This is a genomic window from uncultured Chloroflexus sp. (genome assembly GCF_937129525.1).
Classification (GTDB): domain Bacteria; phylum Chloroflexota; class Chloroflexia; order Chloroflexales; family Chloroflexaceae; genus Chloroflexus.
Genome location: NZ_CAKZNK010000030.1, coordinates 1 through 19681 on the forward strand (window position 1 = coordinate 1; position 19681 = coordinate 19681).

A 19681-nucleotide genomic window follows, 5' to 3' on the forward strand; every position below is an offset into this window, starting at 1 on the left:
GCGGTGCTGCGCCCACTTCGCGCGCGGTGCGCGGCGTGGCGGTTCAAATTCGCTGCGCGCCGCGAGCCGTAGCCGTTTCTATCGTTCACGCAAGAACTCACCGATCAGTGCTGCGACTGTCTGCGGCTGCTCTAGATGAACGGCATGACCGGCTTCGGGCACAATGACGTGGCGGCTGCGCGGTATCTGCGCCACCATGCGTTCAGCAATAGCGCAATATTTGGTGTCGAGTTCGCCGGTAATGAGCAGAGTTGGTGTGGCAATCAGCGGCAGGGACTCCCACAACGATGGCTGGCGACCTGCGCTCATCCCGCGCAGTGCGTTGGCGTAGCCGTGAGCGCTGCCGGCTAAGCGTTGCGCTCGCTGCGCTGCCCGAGCCGCCACCGGTAGCCGCTGTTGCGAGGCAAAGATCGGTTGCGCGGCCCAGTAGTCAACAAACCACTCCAGCCCCTCTCGCTCGATTCGTTCGGCTAACGCTTCATCGCTTGCCAGGCGAGCTGCGCGTTCGACCGGATCGGCTATCCCCGGTGAGGATCCGATCAAGATTTGTCGTCCAACTCGCTCAGGTGCGTTGACCGTTAGCAACAAACCGATCCTTCCACCCATCGAGTAGCCGCAGAGGTCAACGCGGGTCATGCCAAGATGATCGAGGAGCTGGATGAGATCACTGACACACCGTTCAATAGCATACCGAGACGGATCGCGCGGCGCTTCACTGCCGCCGTGCCCGATCAGATCGACGATAACCAGTGTTCGTTGTGACGCCAGCGCCGGAACTAACGGTTGCCAGGTCTGGCCATTACCGGTAAATCCGTGGAGCAAGAGCAACGGTGGTCCTGAACCGTCTATTGCAACCTGAAACGTAAGATCGGCGAGCGAAATCTTCACTGTATTCCTCAACATTACAATGAACTGATAACGCGCAATCTATCACTCTATGCTACACTGAACGTACAATCATGACAATGCGCAGGCGCATCGTTCATCGGTTTCCCAACCCTGCGCAGGAGCGAGATATGACCACGACTCCGGCCAACCAACAATCAAGACCACCTGCTACCGGCACTACTCTGATTGAACGGCTGGTGTTACCCCTGCTCGACAGCGTTTTGTTTCCGCAGATGCTGGCGCCCCTGTTCGTGAGTGATGAACGGGCGATTAATGCGGTCGAGCAGGCTGTCGCTGGCGATCGGATCGTGCTGGCAGTAGCCGTTCGCGGCCCAACCGAAGACTTTTCGGTGGGGATAAACGATCTGTATACGGTTGGCGTTGAGGCGATCGTGCAGCGGATGCGGCGCCTGCCCGATGGCACGTTGAGTATCGTGCTCGAAGGGCGCCAACGCATGCAAATTGTCAGTGCGGTGAGTGAACATCCGGCGTTGCGCGTGCTGGCTACGCCGCTGGAAACGCCACCGCTCGACGACGACTCGGCGTTGATGGTCGAAGCGCTGAGCCGCACCATCTTGACTACCTTCGAAAAAATTGTGCGGCTATCGCGCAACTTGCCCGACGATGCTTACCTCTCGGCCCTTAACAGCGCTGAACCTGGCGAACTGGCCGATATTATCGCCGCATTATTGCCCATTTCGGTGGAGGATCGGCAAAAGATCCTTGAACTGGTCGATATTGAGCAGCGTCTGCGCCATCTCGAAGTGCTGCTGGCGAAAGAGCTGGATTTGCTCGAACTGGAAAACCGCATTCACAGCCAGGTGCAGCAAGAGGTCGATCGCAGTCAGCGCGAACTCTTCCTGCGCGAGCAGTTGCGCGCTATCCAGCGCGAACTCGGTCAGGAAGATCCATCGCGCCGCGAGCTGGCGCTCTTGCGCGAACGCGCCGCCGCAGCCGGCTTGCCTGCTCACGCAATGGCTCGCTTCGAGGAGGAATTGGCCCGCCTTGAGCTGATTTCGCCAATGTCGCCTGAGCATGGGATGCTGCGCACGTACCTTGACTGGCTCATTTCGCTACCCTGGAGTAATGCCAGTCCTGAGAATCGCGACCTGCGCGCGGCGGCTGCCGTGCTCGAGCGCAATCATTATGGCTTACGGAAAGTCAAGGATCGCATCCTCGAATACATCGCCGTGCGGCAGCTTGCCGGGCCGGCTCGCCGCGCGCCCATTCTCTGTTTTGTCGGTCCGCCCGGTGTCGGTAAGACCAGCCTCGGTCAGAGTATCGCCGAAGCCCTTGGTCGCCGCTTCGTCCGCCTCAGTCTCGGCGGCGTGCATGACGAAGCCGAAATTCGCGGTCACCGTCGCACATACATTGGCGCTTTGCCAGGCCGTATTTTGCAGCGCATGAAGGTTGCCGGCACTATCAACCCGGTCTTTATGCTCGATGAAGTCGATAAGCTGGGGAGCGATTTTCGTGGCGACCCAGCGGCAGCGCTGCTCGAAGTGCTCGACCCCGAACAGAACAGCACCTTCAGCGATCACTATCTCGATCTCCCTTATGATCTGAGCCAGACCCTCTTTATTACGACCGCCAATGTGGCCGATGCCATTCCTGATGCCCTGCTTGACCGGATGGAGCTGGTTGAGTTGCCCGGCTATACCGAAGACGAGAAGTTGCACATTGCCCGGCGATTCCTCATTCCACGACAGATGGCCGATAGCGGCCTGCCGCCGGCAACTCTTCGCTTCGGCAATGAAGCGATCCACGCCATTATTCGTAACTACACATACGAAGCCGGTGTGCGCAATCTCGAACGCGAGATTGGCGCCATTTGTCGCAAGGTGGCTCGCCGTATCGCCGAAGGAAAGCGCCATCCGCGCCAGATTACGCCGCGCGCCTTACCGAAGCTACTCGGCCCACCTCGCTTTGAGATCGGCAAGATCGATCCAAAAGATCAGGTTGGGGTTGCCATCGGTATGGTCTATACCAGCGCCGGGGGTGATATTATGCCGGTGGAAGTGGCCTTGATGGAGGGGAAGGGTAATCTGCTCTTGACCGGTCAGCTTGGCGAAGTGATGCAGGAATCGGCGCAGGCGGCGCTTTCGTTTGCGCGCGCCAATGCCAGCCGGTTGGGCATCGAGGGACGCCATTTCGACAAGCTCGACGTACACGTTCACGTCCCGGAAGGCGCGACTCCCAAAGACGGGCCTTCGGCGGGGGTGACTATCGCCACTGCGCTGATCTCGGCGCTCACCGGGCGCGCGGTGCGCCACGATATTGCAATGACCGGCGAGATTACACTGCACGGACGCATCTTGCCGATCGGCGGCGTGAAAGAGAAGGTGCTTGGCGCCTATCGGGCCGGGATTCGCCAGATCATCTTACCCAAACGCAACGAGCACGATCTGGCCGAAATTCCGGCTGTCCTGCGCCGACAGTTGACCATTCATCTGATCGACCGCATCGAACAGGCGCTGGATCTGGTGCTGGGACCACCTCCACCCAAAGAGCCGCGCCGCGCCCCGCGTGTTATCCCTCGTCGGCACGACGATGATGACTAAACCGCGATTGCATTGCTATGCTTTACCGGAGTACGCGCTAGTCGTGCCCTTTGTCGGATCGAGCATGACCAGGACTGGCGCCGACGCGCCCACCGGATCGAGCAGGAGCGCATCCATTGCCGCAGCCAGCGCTGTCAGGTCAACCCCGCGGTACACTCCCGGCAAGCCATTCAACCGGCGCATTGCTTTGCGCCAGTTCAGCGAAAGCCCCGTCGATTACCCTGCTGCCATTTCACCAGGGCCGCTGCGGTCTGGATCAATGCCTTGAAAAACTCGGCGTCAGTTCCTTGCGACACTCGCCAGCAGTCTTCCCACTGCTCGTGGGCATGCCAGTATGCGCCGGCATTGAAGAGCTGAATCCCGGCAACAAAGTGATCCATCTCGAAGGTTAACTCATCCACATCAGCCATATCCGCTGACCTTCCGCGCCATACGTTCACCCATCTAACAACACCTCGAGCGTCCGTTGCGCGCAGGCTTCCCAGGTAAACTGACGCGCGCGCGCCAGGCCACGAGCGCGCAATTCAGCGCGAAGGTTGGGATCATCACTCAGTCGCATAATGGCAGCGGCAATCGCATGCGTATCGCGAGGATCAACCAGCAACGCCGCATCACCAGCGACTTCGGGCAGTGAAGAGATGGCGCTGGTAATCACCGGTGTGCCGCAAGCCATTGCCTCTAGCACCGGCATGCCAAAACCTTCGTAGAGCGAGGGGAAGATAAACGCCAGCGCCCCGGATAGCAAAGCCGGCAGATCCTCTTCCGCCACATAGCCGATAAAACGAACCCGGTGATCGATACCCAGCTCGCCAGAGCGGCGCTCAATCGGCTCGCTCAGCCATCCTCGCTTGCCGGCAATCACCAGATCGAGATCGTAGCCGGCAGCGATGGCATGGGCCAGCGCCTCGATCACCCGACCAAGATTCTTGCGAGGTTGCACTGTGCCGATGTAGAGTAGGTACGGTCGCTGCGTCAAACCGTAACGAGCGCGGACAACGGCGATCCGCGCCGGATCAACGGGCGATACAAACGTTGCGCTCAGCCCCAGATGCGTCACCGTGATCCGGTTGGGATCGGCTCCATACCACTGCACCAGATCGCGCCTGGTTGCGTGGGAAATGGCAAGCACATGGCGGGCAGCCCGCAAACTCCAGCGGGTCGTCAATTCGAGTTCGAGCCGGCGACGCGCGGTGTGCGCCTCTGGAAAGACGCGATACCCGACATCATGAATTGTTACCACTGTCGGCGGATGCAACAGCGGCACTACATGCGCCGGCACGAACAGCACATGGGGCCGCGCCCGCCAACTGGTCGGCCCCAGCCCCAGGTGCGTCCAGAGACGCGGCAGGCGAATATCGCGCGTGTGAGCGCGCTGACTGAGCGGCGGCAACCGCTCACGGTGGCCGTTGATGTAGAGACGCAACGTCACATCGGCTGGCGCAATCCGATCAAGCGCCGCAATAATTTCGTAACTATACCGTTCAGTGCCGGTTCGTTGCGCAACTGTCACGCGACTGGCATCAATGTCAATCATCACCATACCGCTCTATGGTAGCATAGAGAAGGACAGACATTTTTGCGTGGAGCACAACATGAACTATCCCTTCATATATCCTGGCGCCATTCACATGCACACAACGTACTCAGACGGTTCGGCTACTTTCCCCCACCTCATCGCGGCAGCCCGTGACGCCGGCCTTCGGTGGGTGATCGTCACCGACCATGATACGCTCGAAGGCTTGCCATTCGCCGGCTGGCACGACGATGTGCTGGTCATTGTCGGGCACGAAATCACTCCCGATCACAATCACTTCCTCGCCCTCAACGTTGACACGGTGATCAGCAATCAACTACCACCGCAACAATTCATCGACGAAGTCTATCAACGTGGCGGTTTTGGCATCATTGCCCATCCCGATGAACGAGTCCGAAATTCATTCAAAGACATCTACCGCTGGGATGACTGGACAATCGACGGGCCGAGCCAGCGCGAGGGCCGGGTCGTTGGCCTCGAACTGTGGAATCTGATGAGTGATTGGGGTGAACATCTGACCGAGCGCAACAAGCTGGCGCTCGTGCTCAATCCGCGTCTGGGAATAAGCGGGCCGACTCTGGCGACGCTATCGTGGTGGGATCGGCTCAACATGGCCGGACGCCGCACCTTTGGAATTGGCGGCGTAGATGCCCACGGCTTTAAACGCCGGGCGCCATGGGGAGAGATTGAAGTCTTTCCCTACCCGTGGATTTTCCGCACGTTAACCAACTACATCTTGCTCGCTGAACCGCTCAGTCGCGATGCAACCACAGCCACGAACCAGGTCTACGCTGCGCTCACGGCTGGTCGCTGCTATGTTGTCAACCGGCTCGATGGTGATGCGCCATCAATCATCTTCCGCCTCAGCCGGCCAGGCGAAATTGTCGAAATGGGTGACACCATCAGTCTGGACAGAGGGCCATTACTGGTCGAGGTTGATGTTGGCGCCGATGCATATGCGCGGCTGATCGTAAACGGCGAGGTCATGACCAGTGGCATTCGTCGCATCCGGCAGACTGTTGCCGAAGATGGTATTTATCGCGTTGAAGCGTATTGGGGTGGCAAACCCTGGCTCTTTACCAATCCGATCTTTGTTACTGCCGAAGAATCAGCTCGTTGAAGGAGGGTCGCCAGTCTCGACTTCGATAGTGCGCGCCAATCGTCGATCAAGCGGCGTTGGTCCTGACTGTCCGACCTGCACGGTCAGCGGCCCATCAAACGGGGCGCTTGCCGTCACCACCACCCGCGCGCCGGGCACCAGCCCCAGATCGGCCAGGTAGCGCAATCGTTCGGCAGCCTGATCGCGCACCCGCGCGATCCGCGCCGGCTGATTGAGCGGCAAATCGGCCAGCCGAATAGCGCGCGTAGTGGGTAACACCCCATCAATTCCGGGGATGGGGTCGCCGTGCGGATCGAAATCGGGATAGCCTAGCCGTTCGGCAATCCGCGCTTCGAGCTTTTCACTGATATGGTGTTCGAGCCGCTCGGCTTCCTCGTGAACCTCATCCCAGCTATAACCGAGCGCCTCAACCAGATAGAGTTCGAGCAAACGATGGTGCCTGATCACCTCAAGCGCAATCCGTTCGCCGGCTGGCGTCAACACCACTCCCTGATAAGGAGTATGCTGCACCAGATTCATCTCGGCTAGTTTCTTGATCATTCCGGTTACCGAGGCCGGGCGCGAACCGCGCTGCTCACCGAGCAACGTAGTTGTCACCGCCCCCACCTGTTGTTGGAGCAAATAGATGGCCTTCAGATAATCTTCAATTGCCGGCGTAATCCGATTCGGCAGATTGGGATCGTCAATTGGGGTCAAGGCGCGTCTCCTTCTGGCGGCGCAAAACCCAACATTTACAGGCTTCAATGTACCATAGAGCGGCTTGTTCCTGCAACGGGCGTGGTACAATCGGGAATACATGCCGGAGTAGCTACATCTCATCAAAGCCCGATCTAGATGCAGCCAGGATTACCGCCTGGGCAAAGGAGAGAAGCATATGAGCGAAGCGCCACTGGTCATCAGCTCGATTGAAGGTCCGATTGCCATTCTCACCCTCAACCGACCCCAGCAACTGAATGCGCTCAGCCCCGCCCTGATCGACGATCTGATTCGCCATCTTGAGATGTGTGACGCCGATGAGTCTATCCGCGTCATCATTATCACCGGGGCAGGGCGCGCCTTTGCGGCGGGAGCCGATATTAAGGCGATGGCTAACGCCACCCCTATCGATATGCTTACCAGCGGGATGATTGCGCGCTGGGCCAGAATCGCCGCGGTGCGGAAACCGGTGATTGCTGCGGTTAACGGCTTCGCCCTTGGCGGCGGCTGCGAGTTGGCGATGATGTGCGACATCATTCTGGCGAGCGAAACAGCGCAATTCGGGCAGCCTGAAATCAACCTGGGCATCATTCCCGGCGCTGGCGGCACGCAGCGTCTGACGCGCGCACTTGGCCCATACCGGGCAATGGAAATGATTTTAACGGGCGCTACTATCAGCGCGCAGGAAGCTCTGGCGCACGGCCTGGTCTGTCGTGTCTGCCCGCCTGATAACCTGCTCGATGAGGCGCGTCGAATAGCGCAAACGATTGCCGCAAAATCGCCACTCGCTGTCCAGTTAGCCAAAGAGGCGGTGCGATACGCCGCCGAAACGACCGTGCGCGAAGGTCTGGCCATCGAGCTACGCAACTTCTATCTTCTCTTTGCCAGCGCCGATCAGAAAGAAGGGATGCAGGCATTTATCGAAAAGCGCGCCCCTCATTTTAGTGGACGCTGATACTACAGGGGCGGCCAGTTATTCCGCAATACGCCAAGGACACAGCTATGGATATATACGAGCGATTGCGATCTCTGGAACGTGAAAATGCAATTTTGCGTCAGCAACTTTCCATCCTGCGCGCACAGTTCACTGCCAGTCTGGCCGCCCACGACATCCCCTTCGATGCCGTATTCCACCAGTTGCCAATTCCGATGGTGCTCTTCGCGCCTGATGGCATGGCCGTAGCCATGAACCGGGCGAATGAGCAACTGGTGGCCACACCGATTGATGAAGTGGTGGGGAACTACAACATCTATCACGATCCGGCAGCTCAAAAACATGGCTTCGTCGCCGCTTTTGAAGCGGCTCGCCGCGGCCAGGTGGCTGCAATGCCGCCAACCCCCTACGATACCGCTGAAGCAGAGCTGGAAGGGCGAACGATTGATCAGCAGTTTTGGTCAGAAACAACCTACTTTCCGATCTACGATCACATGCACCGGCTCGTCCTGATCGGCGAAATGAACCGCGACGTGACCGATTGGGTGCGGATTCGTGAAGAAGAACAACACCTTGCGCGCGAGCTGCGCGATCGCGAGCAACGCCTGGCTATGTTGTTCAATCAACTCACCCCTGGAATTGCCATTCTCGAAGAAAGTGGCCGGATTCTCGATTGCAATCGGGCGCTTGGCGCTATGCTGGGCTATGAGCGCGATGAGCTGATTGGCAAGATGATCATGCACCGTACCCATCCCGACGATCGTGAACGTGATCTGGCCTTGTGGGAAGAATTGCTTGACGGCAAACGGGATAGCTATACACTGGAAAAGCGCTATCTGCACAAAGATGGTCATATCATCTACGGTCGGATGACCTGTTCGGCAGTGCGTAATGAAGCCGGCAAGATCACATTCTTGATTCGCCTGGTTGAAGATATTTCGGCTCAGCGCAAAGCTGAAGCAGATCTGGAAATGGGCCGTCGTCTCTTGCAGGACATTATCAATCAGATTCCGGCATTGATCTTTGTAAAAGATGCTGAGGGACGCTACTTGATGGTCAATGAGCGACTGGCTCATTTCTCAGGCTATACACCGTCGGCAATGATTGGCAAGCGCGATGACGAGCTGTTTCCTCCGGCGCTGGCCGATTACTACGTGAGCTTCGATCGTGAAGTCATTCGCCAGCGCCGACCAATTCAACGCGATGATGATCGCTGGACGGCTGATGGGCTAACGGCGTTTACCACTATCAAGTTCCCCCTGTTTGATCATGAGGGTCGCATCTACGGCATTGCCGGCATTGCGCTCGATGTCACCGAACGGCGCCGTATGGAGCGCGAACGTGAGCGCATCGAACAGCAGTTGCGCGAGACTCAACGCCTTGAGAGTTTAGGTGTCATGGCTGGCGGGATCGCGCACGATTTCAACAACCTGCTGGTTAGCGTGTTGGGGAATGTATCGCTGGCGCTCAACGAGCTTCTACCCGATCATCCTGCTTATCATCTACTAATCCAGATTGAACAGGCAGCGCAGCGGGCTACCGAATTGACCAATCAATTATTGACCTACACTGGTCGCCATCAAATTGATATGCAGCAACTCGATCTGGCGCGCATAGTGGAAGAGATGCAGACGTTGCTCCGCAGCCTCTTGCCGCGTCGAGTGGATTTGATCGTCCAGCCATCGCCGACGCCCTTGCCGATCGAAGGCAACATTGCTCAAATCCGCCAGGTGTTGATGAATCTGGCCATTAACGGCGCGGAAGCGATTACCGGATCTGGCACTGTCACCATTGCCACCGACCAGCGCGATCTAAACGAGCAAGACATGGCACAAATGGATCTCGGCGCTGAGCAGCCGCCCGGTCGATACGCGGCATTGATCGTGCAAGACACCGGTCACGGCATGGACGATGTCACCAAAGCGCGCATCTTCGATCCCTTCTTCAGCACTAAATTCACCGGTCGCGGCCTGGGTCTGGCCGCGGTCAACGGGATCGTGCGCGCGCATCGCGGCGCGTTACAGATTGTAACGGTGCCCGATCAAGGCGCAACCTTTACCGTCTTCTGGCCGCTAACAGAACGCGTCGTTGAACCAGCCCCATCACCAACCGAATCGCCGCCGCAAGTAGAACCGACTTCTTCAGTGACGATCGATGTAGCTCGTACTGCCCTGATCGTCGATGACGAACCGGACGTGCGCAGGGTAGCCGAACGCATGCTGCGGCGAATAGGCTTCACGGTCTATGAAGCGAGCAATGGTGAACAGGCCTTGCAATTGCTTGAACAGTATAGTGAGCAGATTACCCTGGCCTTAATCGACTTGACCATGCCAGGGATTACCGGCGATGAACTGGCTGCCATTATCGTCGAACACTACCCTGCATTACGGATTATCTTGATGAGTGGGTTTGCGCATCAGGAAATACCGGCGCATTTGCGGGCCAGCGGCAGGGTCTCTTTTCTTGCCAAACCATTTACTGTCGCCACACTTACTTCGGCTGTGACAACGATATTGTCATCGCATGCGTTATAATAACCAGGCTTTACGCTCACGGCAGAAGTGCTGGTGATCAGCGATGAAGGAGGTCTCATGGCTTCGGTGGCCGTGCCCGAAACTGATACCCGCCGCGCAATTATGACCGTGCTGTTTGTCGGCGTCTTCATGTCGGCGCTCGATTCGGCCATTATCGGGCCAATCGTACCGGCGCTGCGCGCAGCCTTTGCCATCGACAATACACAGGTCGTGCTGGTCTCGATCATCTTCACCCTCTGTTCGCTCAGCAGCACTACATTGATGGCCAGCCTCAGTGACCGTTACGGACGGCGGAACGTCTATCTCCTCAACGTATTCGGCTTTGCCATCGGCTCACTGTTCATCGCCCTCTCGCATGATTTGACGATGGTGTTGCTCGGGCGCGCATTGCAAGGCGTCTGCGCCGGCGGTATTACCCCGACCGCCAGCGCTGTGATCGGTGACGTGCTACCATCAGCCGAACGCGCGAAGGCACTCGGTCTGATCGGCGCAACATCAGGCATGGCTTTTCTCGTTGGTCCGGTAATGGCTTCGCTGATTCTGGCCGTCGCTGACTGGCAGTGGATCTTCTTACTCAATCTCCCGGTGGCTGCCGTCGTGATCTTTCTCGGCTGGCGGGCGCTCCCGCGAGCATCCGTACACCGAAGTGAAGATAACACCACCTTCGACTGGCAGGGTCTCGCGCTGCTCGTTCTGATCCTGGTCAGCGCGACTCTCGGTATCAATCAGCTTCTCGACCGATTGCTGGGCATCACCATCTGGCCGTGGCTCTTCTTGCTGGTCGCCGTGCTTACCCCGATTCTGGCCTGGCGTGAAATGCGCGCGCCATCACCACTGCTGCCTCCCAGACTGTTTACAAATCGGCAATTGCAGATTGTTTACCTGCTGGCTGCCGGTTCTGGGATCGCGATGGGCAGCATCATCTTCATCACCTCGGTGGCAGTCAATTTTGGCGTCCCGATCAGTCAGGCCGGATTCTTCTTGCTGCCGCTGGTCTTCCTGGCTTCGGTAACATCAATCATTGCCGGTCGTATGCTGCCGCGGATCGGCGGGCGCATGGCCATGCTCACCGGCTACGGGCAGCTCACCATCGGCACGGCGCTGCTCGGTCTACCGTCAGCTCCCTTCTGGCTCTTCGTGGTGGCTACCCTGATTATGGGTAGCGGTTTAGGGATTGTGGTCGGCGGTACGCTGCGCGCGCTGGTGCTCGAAGAGGTCGCTGCCGGCGATCGCGGGGTCGCGCAGAGTGTAATCAATATCTCAATCAGTATTGGCACGCTGATTGCCGTGGCTCTCATGGCGAGCATCGCCGATAGCTTTGATCTAACAACAGCCTATCTCGTGTGCGCAGGCGCAATGGCACTCATGGCTGTGATCAGTCTTGCCCTGCGCCGTCAGTACAGCAAATAGCCGCAGAACCGCAGAGGCGCAACGTGTTTCGCTACAGGCATCAACGCGCTGCGCCTCTGCGTTCTATCTGTGCTATCCTGTCCGGCAGCAATAACAGGCCGGATTATAAGGATAAGCAATGACCATGCGGGTCGCTCTGATTCACGATTATCTTAATCAATACGGTGGCGCCGAGCGCGTGCTTGAAGCGCTGCACGAACTCTTCCCTACCGCGCCGATCTACACCTCGATCTTTGATCCGGCGACGATGCCGGCTACATACCGCGCGTGGGATATTCGCACCTCGTTTATGCAACGCCTGCCGGCGTGGCGCACTCAGTTTCGCCGTTATGTCGCTCTGTACCCAACAGCGTTTGAGCGGTTTGATCTGACCGACTACGATCTGGTCATCAGCAGTTCCAGCGCCTTCGCCAAGGGGATCATCCCGCGACCCGGCGCGCTCCATATCTGCTACTGCCACACACCCATGCGGTTTGCCTGGCGCACCGATGATTATGTGGCTCGCGAACAGATTAACGGCATGCAGGCCAAACTGTTGCCATTTCTGCTCAATTACCTGCGGATTTGGGATACAGTCAGCGCCAATCGAGTTGATCTCTTTGTTGCCAACTCGCGCGAAGTAGCCGGACGAATTTCCCGTTATTATCGCCGACCGGCAGTTGTGATTCCGCCGCCAGTCGATTTACCGCCATACGAACCGCAACCACCCGAAGATTTCTACCTCGCTGGCGGACGACTGATCCCGTATAAGCGGCTGGAACTGGCCATCGAAGCATTCAACCATCTGCGCTTACCGCTCAAGATCTTCGGTGATGGACGCGATCGCGCCCGTCTCGAACGCATGGCTGGTCCCAACATCGAATTTCTGGGTTGGGTTGACGAAACGACCCGACTTGACCTGTTTGCTCGCTGCCGCGCCTTCATCTTTCCCGGTGAAGAGGATTTTGGCATCACACCGCTGGAAGTACTCGCCGTCGGACGACCGGTCATCGCCTACGCTGCTGGCGGCGCACTTGAAACCCTGATCGAGGGGGTAACTGGCCGGTTCTTCTACCAGCCTACCGCTGCTGCGCTGGCTGCCGCCGTCGCGCTGTCGCGCACCGATCCGGTCGATACGCTCGCCCTACGCCAGCATGCCGAGAGGTTTGGTCGCGAACGTTTCCTCAGCGCAATGCGCTCATTTATCGATGAAGCGCTGGCAGCCCAACGCGCCGGTCGCCTGGCTGAATTTGAGCAGAGTCTCGGCGGGCAACGCCCAATCATCGTCTAAGAAGCCCCTTTCCGGTTATCTGCCCCCGATTGCCGGTCGGCTGCCACGACCTTGCAATTCTGGCAGTCGGGTAGCCGAATGGTGACAGGGCAGAGTTGCGTAACAGTGAGGCGTGAAGTATAGTAAGATGTTCAGCGAAAGGAGCATTGCCTCCTGTCGCCCAACGATCAGGCCGACTGTACGGCAGGTAACAAACTTACGCTATGGAACTTACTACCTTTATACGCATTGCTCGTCGCTTCTGGTGGCTGATCATTATTCCAGCACTGACTGCCGGTGGCCTCAGCCTGTGGTTTGATCTGCAACAGCCGACTCGCTATGCGGCAACCGCTCGCCTTTTGTTATCTTACCCGGTAACAGATACTACTGATACTGTTGAGAACTGGCAGATCATCGAATATCTGATCGACGACTTACCACAGGTATTGAGCAGCGCAACCTTTGCGGCCAGAGCGCAGCCGTTGCTCAGCGCGCGCAATGTCAATTTGACGCTCACCGAGATTCAGCAAGGGTTGCGGATGACACCGCTTCACCGCGCCGTTGATTTGCGCGGTGAGGCTACATCGCCAGAGGCAGCGCGCGCGCTTGTCGAGGCTGCCATTGAATTGTTACACAACGACGGTTTAACTTTCTGGGGACGGAGCGGAAAGCTGAATGTCGTCGTGCTCGATAGTCCTGACACTGCTCAACCAACAACGTCCCTGCGCGCTATGCTCATCGATGCCGCCCTGCGCGCTGCATTAGGTATTGTGGCCGGATTCGCGCTGGCGGTTACCGCCAGTTTGTTCTCGTCGGCCAGGGAGGAAGGATTATGGAAATCCGCGACTATGTAAATGTGCTGGTCAAGCGCTGGTGGGTAATCGCCCTGACAGCAATTGCCGCAGTTGCCAGCGCTTACGCGATCAGTAAACTGCTCCCGCAAACGTTTCGCTCGCAGGCTGTCTATCTGGCGCTGGCCAATCAAGCCGACAATGGCCTTAACATTGTATTGCGCAATTCGATGAACAGTTACCGCGAACTGGTCATGCAGCCAAGCGTGCTTGACCAGATCAGTCAACAGATCGGGCTTGACATCAGCGGCGAGCGATTGATGGAAGATGTCAATATTCAACCCCGCCCCGATGAACAGAAGATCGTGATCGAAGTCGATCTGCCCCGGCTCGATCAATCGCAGGCGCTGGCCGACGCCGTCGGCGAACGGATCGTGGCTGAAGTGAACCGGATCAACGCAACTCTTGAGGGCACTGCGCGCATTAATGTCACCCGGATTCAGCCGGCTCGCCTGGTTGAGATTCGCCCGAACACCCGTATAAACATGCTGGCTGGGGCCATTTTGGGATTGGTGATCGGCATCGTGCTGGCCTTCGCGCTCGAATATCTTGACGATACGTTGAAAACGTCCGAAGATGTAGAACGCTTCGTTGGTCTGCCAACCCTGGGCGCCATTCCACTGGCCGAGCGGTAGGCTGAGGCCCAACAGTGCGCAGCGCAACAAGGGTATGCATGCCAGGTAGCGCGCACTGTCATACCGATGACTCAGATACGCTGGCGCCTTCGCGCCAACACTGAAAGACAGGCAGGAGTGATGCTCGTGACATCGTCGCCCGAGCAGGTGCTGATCACGCTACGTGAGCCGGCTTCCGCTGCCGCCGAAGCGTACCGCACCTTGCGCACCAATATTCTCTTTTCCAGTCTCGACAAACCGATCCATACGCTGTTGTTGACCGCTGCCGAACCAACCCCAGAAAAGAGTCTGACCGCCGCTAATCTGGCCGTTACAATGGCGCAGGCCGAGCAGCGGGTCTTGCTGGTTGACTGCGATCTCCGCCAACCAATGCTACACACTATTTTTGGCCTCTCGAACGAACACGGTCTCACCAGTTCGATCCTTGATCAGGATGCGCCGCTGGCCATCCAGCCGACCGAGGTGGCCGGTCTCAGTCTGCTGCCTAGCGGACCACTCCCACCGCGTCCTGCCGATCTACTCGGGTCGCGCCGCATGGAACATCTGCTCGCGCGCCTGCGCCAGACTGCGGACATCGTCATCTTCGACACACCCCCGGTACAGAATGTCACCGATGCGCTCGTGCTGGCCACGCGCGTTGATGGCGTTTTGCTGGTGGTGCAAGCCGGTCGGTCGCGGCGCGACCGGGTGCGTGAAGCGCGTCAGAAGCTGGAAAAGGTCAAGGCAAATGTACTTGGGGTAGTGCTCAGCGGCGCGCGCACGTGATGGTCGCGCCACCACCCGGCAAGAGATTCAGAACCGGCGTGACAGATGCGTCGCGCCGGTGTCACTCAAGTCAGGGTCTTGGCGCATCCCTACACCACCGGTGAGGAGTATTATGCAACCGACCATTCTCGTCGTTGATGACGAAGCCAGCATTCGCAATGTCGCCAAAGCGTACCTCGAACATGCCGGGTATCGCGTTTTGTGCGCAACTACCGGCCCCGAAGGCCTGCAAATGGCGCTTGAAGAGCAGCCCGACCTGATCGTGCTCGACTTGATGCTGCCCGGTATGGATGGGATGGAGATCGCTGCCCGCCTGCGCGAACGGTCTGATGTCTACATTCTCATGCTCACTGCGCGTAGCGATGAAATGGATCGAGTGGCCGGGTTGCGCGTCGGCGCCGATGATTACCTGACCAAACCATTTAGCCCACGTGAACTGGTGGCTCGGGTTGAGGCTATCTTGCGCCGGAAACGCGGTAAACCGGTCAAAAGTTCACTGATGCGCTTCACGCACCTCGAGATCGATCCCGATGCGCGTGAAGCGCGCGCTGCCGGCCAGCTCCTTGAACTGACGCCAACCGAGTTCGATTTGCTTCTCGCCCTCGCCCGCAACCATAACCGCGTGCTCAGCCGTGAAGACTTGATCGAGAAGGTGTGGGGCGCCGACTTTTACGGCACTGACCGCGTGGTCGATGTCTACGTCAGCCAGGTGCGCCGCAAAATAGAAGCGCTCACGGGCGAAAATCTCATTCGCACTGCTCGCGGTGTGGGGTATCGATTCGTTGACACCCCGCTGTAAGGCGTCCCGTACCTTCGTTGATGGATACAACACCATGATCCGCTTTTGGCGACAACTTCGCTGGCAAATCATCGGCGCGCAGATGCTGGTCGTCATTGTTGGCGTGGTCACACTCAGCTTCGCTGCCAGCGCCTTGCTCGAACGGACAGTTCCGCCCGATCAATTCATTGCTGTCCAGGCTACCGTAATACAGGCGCTCGCACTCGCCGCCGTGGCTGCCACTATTGCCGGCCTTACCACCAGCATTTTGCTCGTGCAAGCCATTCTGCGCTCACTGCGCAGCCTTGCGTATAGCAGTCAGCGGATCGCTGCCGGACGGTACGATGAGCGCGTGGCCGTGCCGGCCAGCGATGAATTACGGGTTGTTGCCGAAAGTTTTAATCAAATGGCCGCTGCGCTCGAACAGATCGAACAACACCGGATCACCATGATCGGCAATGTTGCCCACGAGTTGCGCACACCGCTGGCCGGTATCGAAGGCTATCTTGAAGGGTTGATTGATGGTGTCATGCCGGCTGAAACTGATACCTTTCTCGAGATGAAGCAAGAGGTACGCCGTCTGCGCCGGCTGGTTGACGATTTACAAACTCTCTCGCGGGTTGAGGCCGGTCAGATTACCCTTACCTTCACAACCTTCGACATCAACGAAGTGATTCGCCGGGTTATTGCTCAGATCCAGCCACAAGTACTTGACGGTTGCTTGCAGGTGATCTGCGAAAGCGCCGAACAACCACTGCTCACCCGCGCCGATCCCGACCGCGTTGCCCAGATTCTGCTCAATCTGCTCGGCAATGCGGTGCGCTATACTCCCGAAGGCGGCTGCATTATCATCCGCTCGGCTATGGTTGACGAACAGGTGCAGGTAAAGGTGGAAGATACCGGCATCGGTATCGCCCCTGAACATCTCCCCTATATCTTTGAGCGATTTTATCGCGCCGATCCGTCGCGCGCCCGCACCAGCGGCGGCAGCGGTATCGGTCTCACCATTGCGCGCCATCTGGCCTGGGCAATGGGTGGCGATATTAGCGCGGCCAGCGCCGGCGTCGGTAAGGGCAGCACATTTACGTTGACGTTGCCAAGAGGATAGGCGTGACAGGCGCAACCCCTGCCCAGATCGTTACCAGACGCCGGTAACCGGTGAACGCAAGGCGCCCCCTGCTCAAGACCACCAATGCCCCTCGGCGCCCGGTTATAACGTTGGCATGCACAGCTTGAGCGCGTGACATATCCAATCTATCGCTGGTGAGGTGACGTGCTGAAAAGCGCCATTGACGCCCTGTAGCGCCAGCGCATACCGTTGCCAGGCAGAGATGTGACAAACCCGCTGCAACTACCCTGGCAACACTGGACAAAATGCCGGTGGATTTTCTGGCGGTGTGACCCCGAAATAGGCTTGCATGATCTGCGTGACCGCCGGCACTGCGATTGTTGAAGAACCGTCGTTCAAATCGCCCACACCCTCAACCAGCACCACCACCACAATCTGGGGATTGTCATACGGCGCAAAACCCACAAACCAGGCGTGGCTCTGGCGCACCAAACGGCCATCAGCGTTCGTCAGCAGCGGCCCAAACTCGGCGGTGCCGGTCTTGCCGGCGATTCGCAATCCCGAACAAGCCTCGCGCGCCGCCACACCGAGACCGTCGGTAATCGAAGACAGCAAACCCTGGCGAATCACAGCCAGATGTTGTGGATCGATCGGCGCGCGACCGAGCGGTTCTGGGAGGATCTGCTGCACGAGCTGACCATTCTCGTCAACAATTCGATCAACGAGATGCGGGCGATAGAGCGTGCCATCGGTAGCGATCGCGCTAGCCGCCACGGCCAGTTGCAACGGCGTAACCTCAAGATACCCTTGCCCAATGGCGGTATTGTAGGTATCGCCCGTCGTCCACGCTTCACGCAAGACCTGCGCCTTCCAGGCTCGCGTCGGCACCCGACCATTGGCCTCACCTACCAGATCGATCCCCGTTGTTCGGCCAAAGTTGAACCACGACAGACCTTCGACCATTTGATCGATACCGAGGCCGGTTATCCGCAGCGTGCGCTGATCGAGATTGGTTGCCTGATCGTTACCACCGGCCAGACTGGCAAAAAAGACGTTTGACGAGAGGCGCAAGGCATCGCGAACGTCGATCAGGCCATTGTCACGGTTGCGCACCGAATTGGGCAGGATAAACTCGGCGCCACTCCGCTCGATCAGGCGCAGCAAACCGGGATCGCGCAATCTCGTATCAGCAGTAATAATATTTTGCTGTAACGCCACCGCCCCGACAAACTGCTTCAGCGTCGAACCGGGCGGATACAGACCGGCAATTGCCCGATTGGTAAAGGGGGCGAGGCGCTGCAACTCGCGCTGCGCTTCGGCGCTCGGTGGCGCCAATAAGTCGCGTAATTCATTGGCCCGCGCCGGATCGACCCACACATTGTTGTCGTAATCGGGCAAACTGACCATCGCCAGCACTCGTCCATCACGCGGATCGAGCGCCACCGCTACCCCAGCTACAATCGGCTCATACTCGCGTTTATAGGCCTCGCGGGCAGTCCGTCGCCGCTCTTCACCCACATTGATCCAGCGTTGCAGAATGCGCTCGACTTCAGCCTGAAACCGGGCATCGATGGTCAATATCAAATTGTGCCCATTGGTTACGGCACGCAACGTCGTCACATTGCTGACCGGTCGTTGCAAGGCATCGACGAGCAGCGAGTCAATTCCCATCTGACCGCGCAAGATGGTCTCGTAAGCGCCCTCTAAACCATCCTTCCCGATCTGATCGCTGGGCAAATACGGCGGCAGGCCAACACTGGTGGGATCGATCTGCTTCGTGATCAGGCCACAAGTTGGCGCATTGGCAACAATATCAATAAAACCACGCAGCCATGAACTGGCCGGATTGACTGCCACCAGTTCACACGAGTTGATCCGCCCAACATAGCCTAACAGATGCGAAAGGGAAGGGATTTCGCCGCTCAGCGGATAACGACGGCGAAACCCTTCGATCACGCGCGCGCCAGGCAGATAGTTGGCATTTTCGCGCAAGGCCAGGGCCAGTTCCGGAGCAATATCCTCTTTGATCACAACCGGCTGATAATTGCGCGCATTCACCTCCTGCAAGAGTCGTTCTACCGGATTCACCAGCGTTACCACCTCGCGATAGGCCTGTGCAACCGTCAACGCGCGCAAGGTCTCGGCTGGCGCAATAGTTAGCGTTAAGACATCTGCCGGCATCGGCTCTGGCAACGGCCCCAGGTCGGTCAATGCAGCGCGCAAACCGGGATTGGTTACAATCGCGCTGGCCGGATCAACAATCAGTGTTGACGGTAATTCAGCAATTTGCGCCAGCCGGGCCAGCGTCATCAGGCGCTGCTCTGGCGCGCTACTGGCCGATGGCAATTGACCGGGCACCACTGCCAGATTGTAGATCGGCACACTTTCGGCCAGCAGCAAACCACGCGCATCGAAGATCTCGCCCCGTCGCGGCTGATTGGTGAGATAGCGGCGCGTGGTCACTTCAATATCGGCGCCAAACCGTTGGGTATCGGTCTGCGCCAGTTGCAACTGCGCCAGGCGCGCTACCAGCGCCACGACCGCAAGCAAAAGCGCAATTCGCAACGCTATTAATCTCGCCATAGCAGGAGGTCAACCTTTCTGATGGTAAGCCGCAAACCGGTCAAGCAGCCTGCCAAACCGCGCCGGATCGTCTG

At 58.2% G+C, this 19681-nt stretch carries 17 protein-coding genes; 11 read left to right on the top strand and 6 right to left on the bottom strand.

Annotated elements, in window-relative coordinates; all coding sequences use genetic code 11:
- Positions 1–78: 78 nt before the first annotated feature.
- A complete protein-coding gene (gene menH, locus Q0650_RS02765; protein ID WP_298815690.1) occupies positions 79–888 on the bottom strand; it encodes a 2-succinyl-6-hydroxy-2,4-cyclohexadiene-1-carboxylate synthase in 810 nt (269 codons plus the stop codon).
- Positions 889–1016: 128 nt separating this feature from the next.
- On the opposite strand from menH, the gene lon reads away from it, so the two are divergent.
- Positions 1017–3449: an endopeptidase La gene (gene lon / locus Q0650_RS02770; protein ID WP_298815692.1), complete on the top strand. Its 2433-nt coding sequence runs from the start codon at positions 1017–1019 to the stop codon at positions 3447–3449.
- 15 nt (positions 3450–3464) lie between these two features.
- Here lon and Q0650_RS02775 read toward each other — a convergent pair whose 3' ends face one another.
- The 3 genes from Q0650_RS02775 to Q0650_RS02785 are packed head-to-tail and all read right to left on the bottom strand — an operon-like array spanning position 3465 to position 4983.
- On the bottom strand, positions 3465–3632 hold the full coding sequence (locus Q0650_RS02775) for a hypothetical protein (protein ID WP_298815694.1): 168 nt from the start codon (positions 3630–3632) through the stop codon (positions 3465–3467).
- 14 nt (positions 3633–3646) lie between these two features.
- A complete protein-coding gene (locus tag Q0650_RS02780) occupies positions 3647–3859 on the bottom strand; it encodes a DUF309 domain-containing protein (RefSeq protein ID WP_298815696.1) in 213 nt (70 codons plus the stop codon).
- Between the two features lie 26 nt (positions 3860–3885).
- Complete coding sequence (locus Q0650_RS02785) at positions 3886–4983, bottom strand: glycosyltransferase family 1 protein (protein WP_298815698.1); 1098 nt, start codon at positions 4981–4983, stop codon at positions 3886–3888.
- 58 nt (positions 4984–5041) lie between these two features.
- Here Q0650_RS02785 and Q0650_RS02790 point away from each other — a divergent pair, with 58 nt between their 5' ends.
- Positions 5042–6103 carry a CehA/McbA family metallohydrolase gene (locus tag Q0650_RS02790; protein WP_298815700.1) on the top strand — a complete coding sequence of 354 codons (1062 nt, stop codon included), beginning with the start codon at positions 5042–5044 and terminating at the stop codon, positions 6101–6103.
- Here the strand turns inward: Q0650_RS02790 and Q0650_RS02795 are convergent.
- Positions 6092–6799: a metal-dependent transcriptional regulator gene (locus Q0650_RS02795; RefSeq protein WP_298815702.1), complete on the bottom strand. Its 708-nt coding sequence runs from the start codon at positions 6797–6799 to the stop codon at positions 6092–6094. The two genes, Q0650_RS02790 and Q0650_RS02795, sit on opposite strands and share 12 nt — an antisense overlap.
- A gap of 178 nt (positions 6800–6977) precedes the next feature.
- Here Q0650_RS02795 and Q0650_RS02800 point away from each other — a divergent pair, with 178 nt between their 5' ends.
- The 9 genes from Q0650_RS02800 (at position 6978) to Q0650_RS02840 (ending at position 17063) form a co-directional block, all read left to right on the top strand.
- Complete coding sequence (locus Q0650_RS02800) at positions 6978–7754, top strand: enoyl-CoA hydratase-related protein (protein WP_298815704.1); 777 nt, start codon at positions 6978–6980, stop codon at positions 7752–7754.
- A gap of 47 nt (positions 7755–7801) precedes the next feature.
- The gene (locus tag Q0650_RS02805) at positions 7802–10267 is read left to right on the top strand and encodes a PAS domain S-box protein (protein WP_298815706.1); all 2466 of its coding nucleotides are present in this window, start codon (positions 7802–7804) and stop codon (positions 10265–10267) included.
- Between the two features lie 57 nt (positions 10268–10324).
- Positions 10325–11677: an MFS transporter gene (locus Q0650_RS02810; protein ID WP_298815707.1), complete on the top strand. Its 1353-nt coding sequence runs from the start codon at positions 10325–10327 to the stop codon at positions 11675–11677.
- Between the two features lie 124 nt (positions 11678–11801).
- Positions 11802–12947, top strand: a complete 1146-nt coding sequence (locus tag Q0650_RS02815) for a glycosyltransferase (RefSeq protein WP_367280790.1) — start codon at positions 11802–11804, stop codon at positions 12945–12947.
- A 203-nt stretch (positions 12948–13150) separates the two neighbouring features.
- Positions 13151–13780, top strand: coding sequence for a lipopolysaccharide biosynthesis protein (locus Q0650_RS02820; RefSeq protein ID WP_298815711.1), 630 nt, complete (start codon positions 13151–13153; stop codon positions 13778–13780).
- Complete coding sequence (locus Q0650_RS02825; RefSeq protein WP_298815713.1) at positions 13759–14412, top strand: YveK family protein; 654 nt, start codon at positions 13759–13761, stop codon at positions 14410–14412. Before Q0650_RS02820 ends, Q0650_RS02825 begins: the two co-directional genes overlap by 22 nt.
- A 120-nt stretch (positions 14413–14532) precedes the next feature.
- Positions 14533–15177, top strand: a complete 645-nt coding sequence (locus Q0650_RS02830; protein WP_298815715.1) for a CpsD/CapB family tyrosine-protein kinase — start codon at positions 14533–14535, stop codon at positions 15175–15177.
- A 112-nt stretch (positions 15178–15289) separates the two neighbouring features.
- Positions 15290–15976 (top strand): response regulator transcription factor, encoded by a 687-nt coding sequence (locus Q0650_RS02835; protein ID WP_298815717.1) that lies wholly within the window; start codon positions 15290–15292, stop codon positions 15974–15976.
- A 34-nt stretch (positions 15977–16010) separates the two neighbouring features.
- Positions 16011–17063, top strand: a complete 1053-nt coding sequence (locus tag Q0650_RS02840; RefSeq protein ID WP_298815719.1) for a cell wall metabolism sensor histidine kinase WalK — start codon at positions 16011–16013, stop codon at positions 17061–17063.
- A gap of 243 nt (positions 17064–17306) precedes the next feature.
- Here Q0650_RS02840 and Q0650_RS02845 read toward each other — a convergent pair whose 3' ends face one another.
- Positions 17307–19607, bottom strand: coding sequence for a penicillin-binding transpeptidase domain-containing protein (locus Q0650_RS02845; protein WP_298815721.1), 2301 nt, complete (start codon positions 19605–19607; stop codon positions 17307–17309).
- Between the last annotated feature and the right edge of the window lie 74 nt (positions 19608–19681).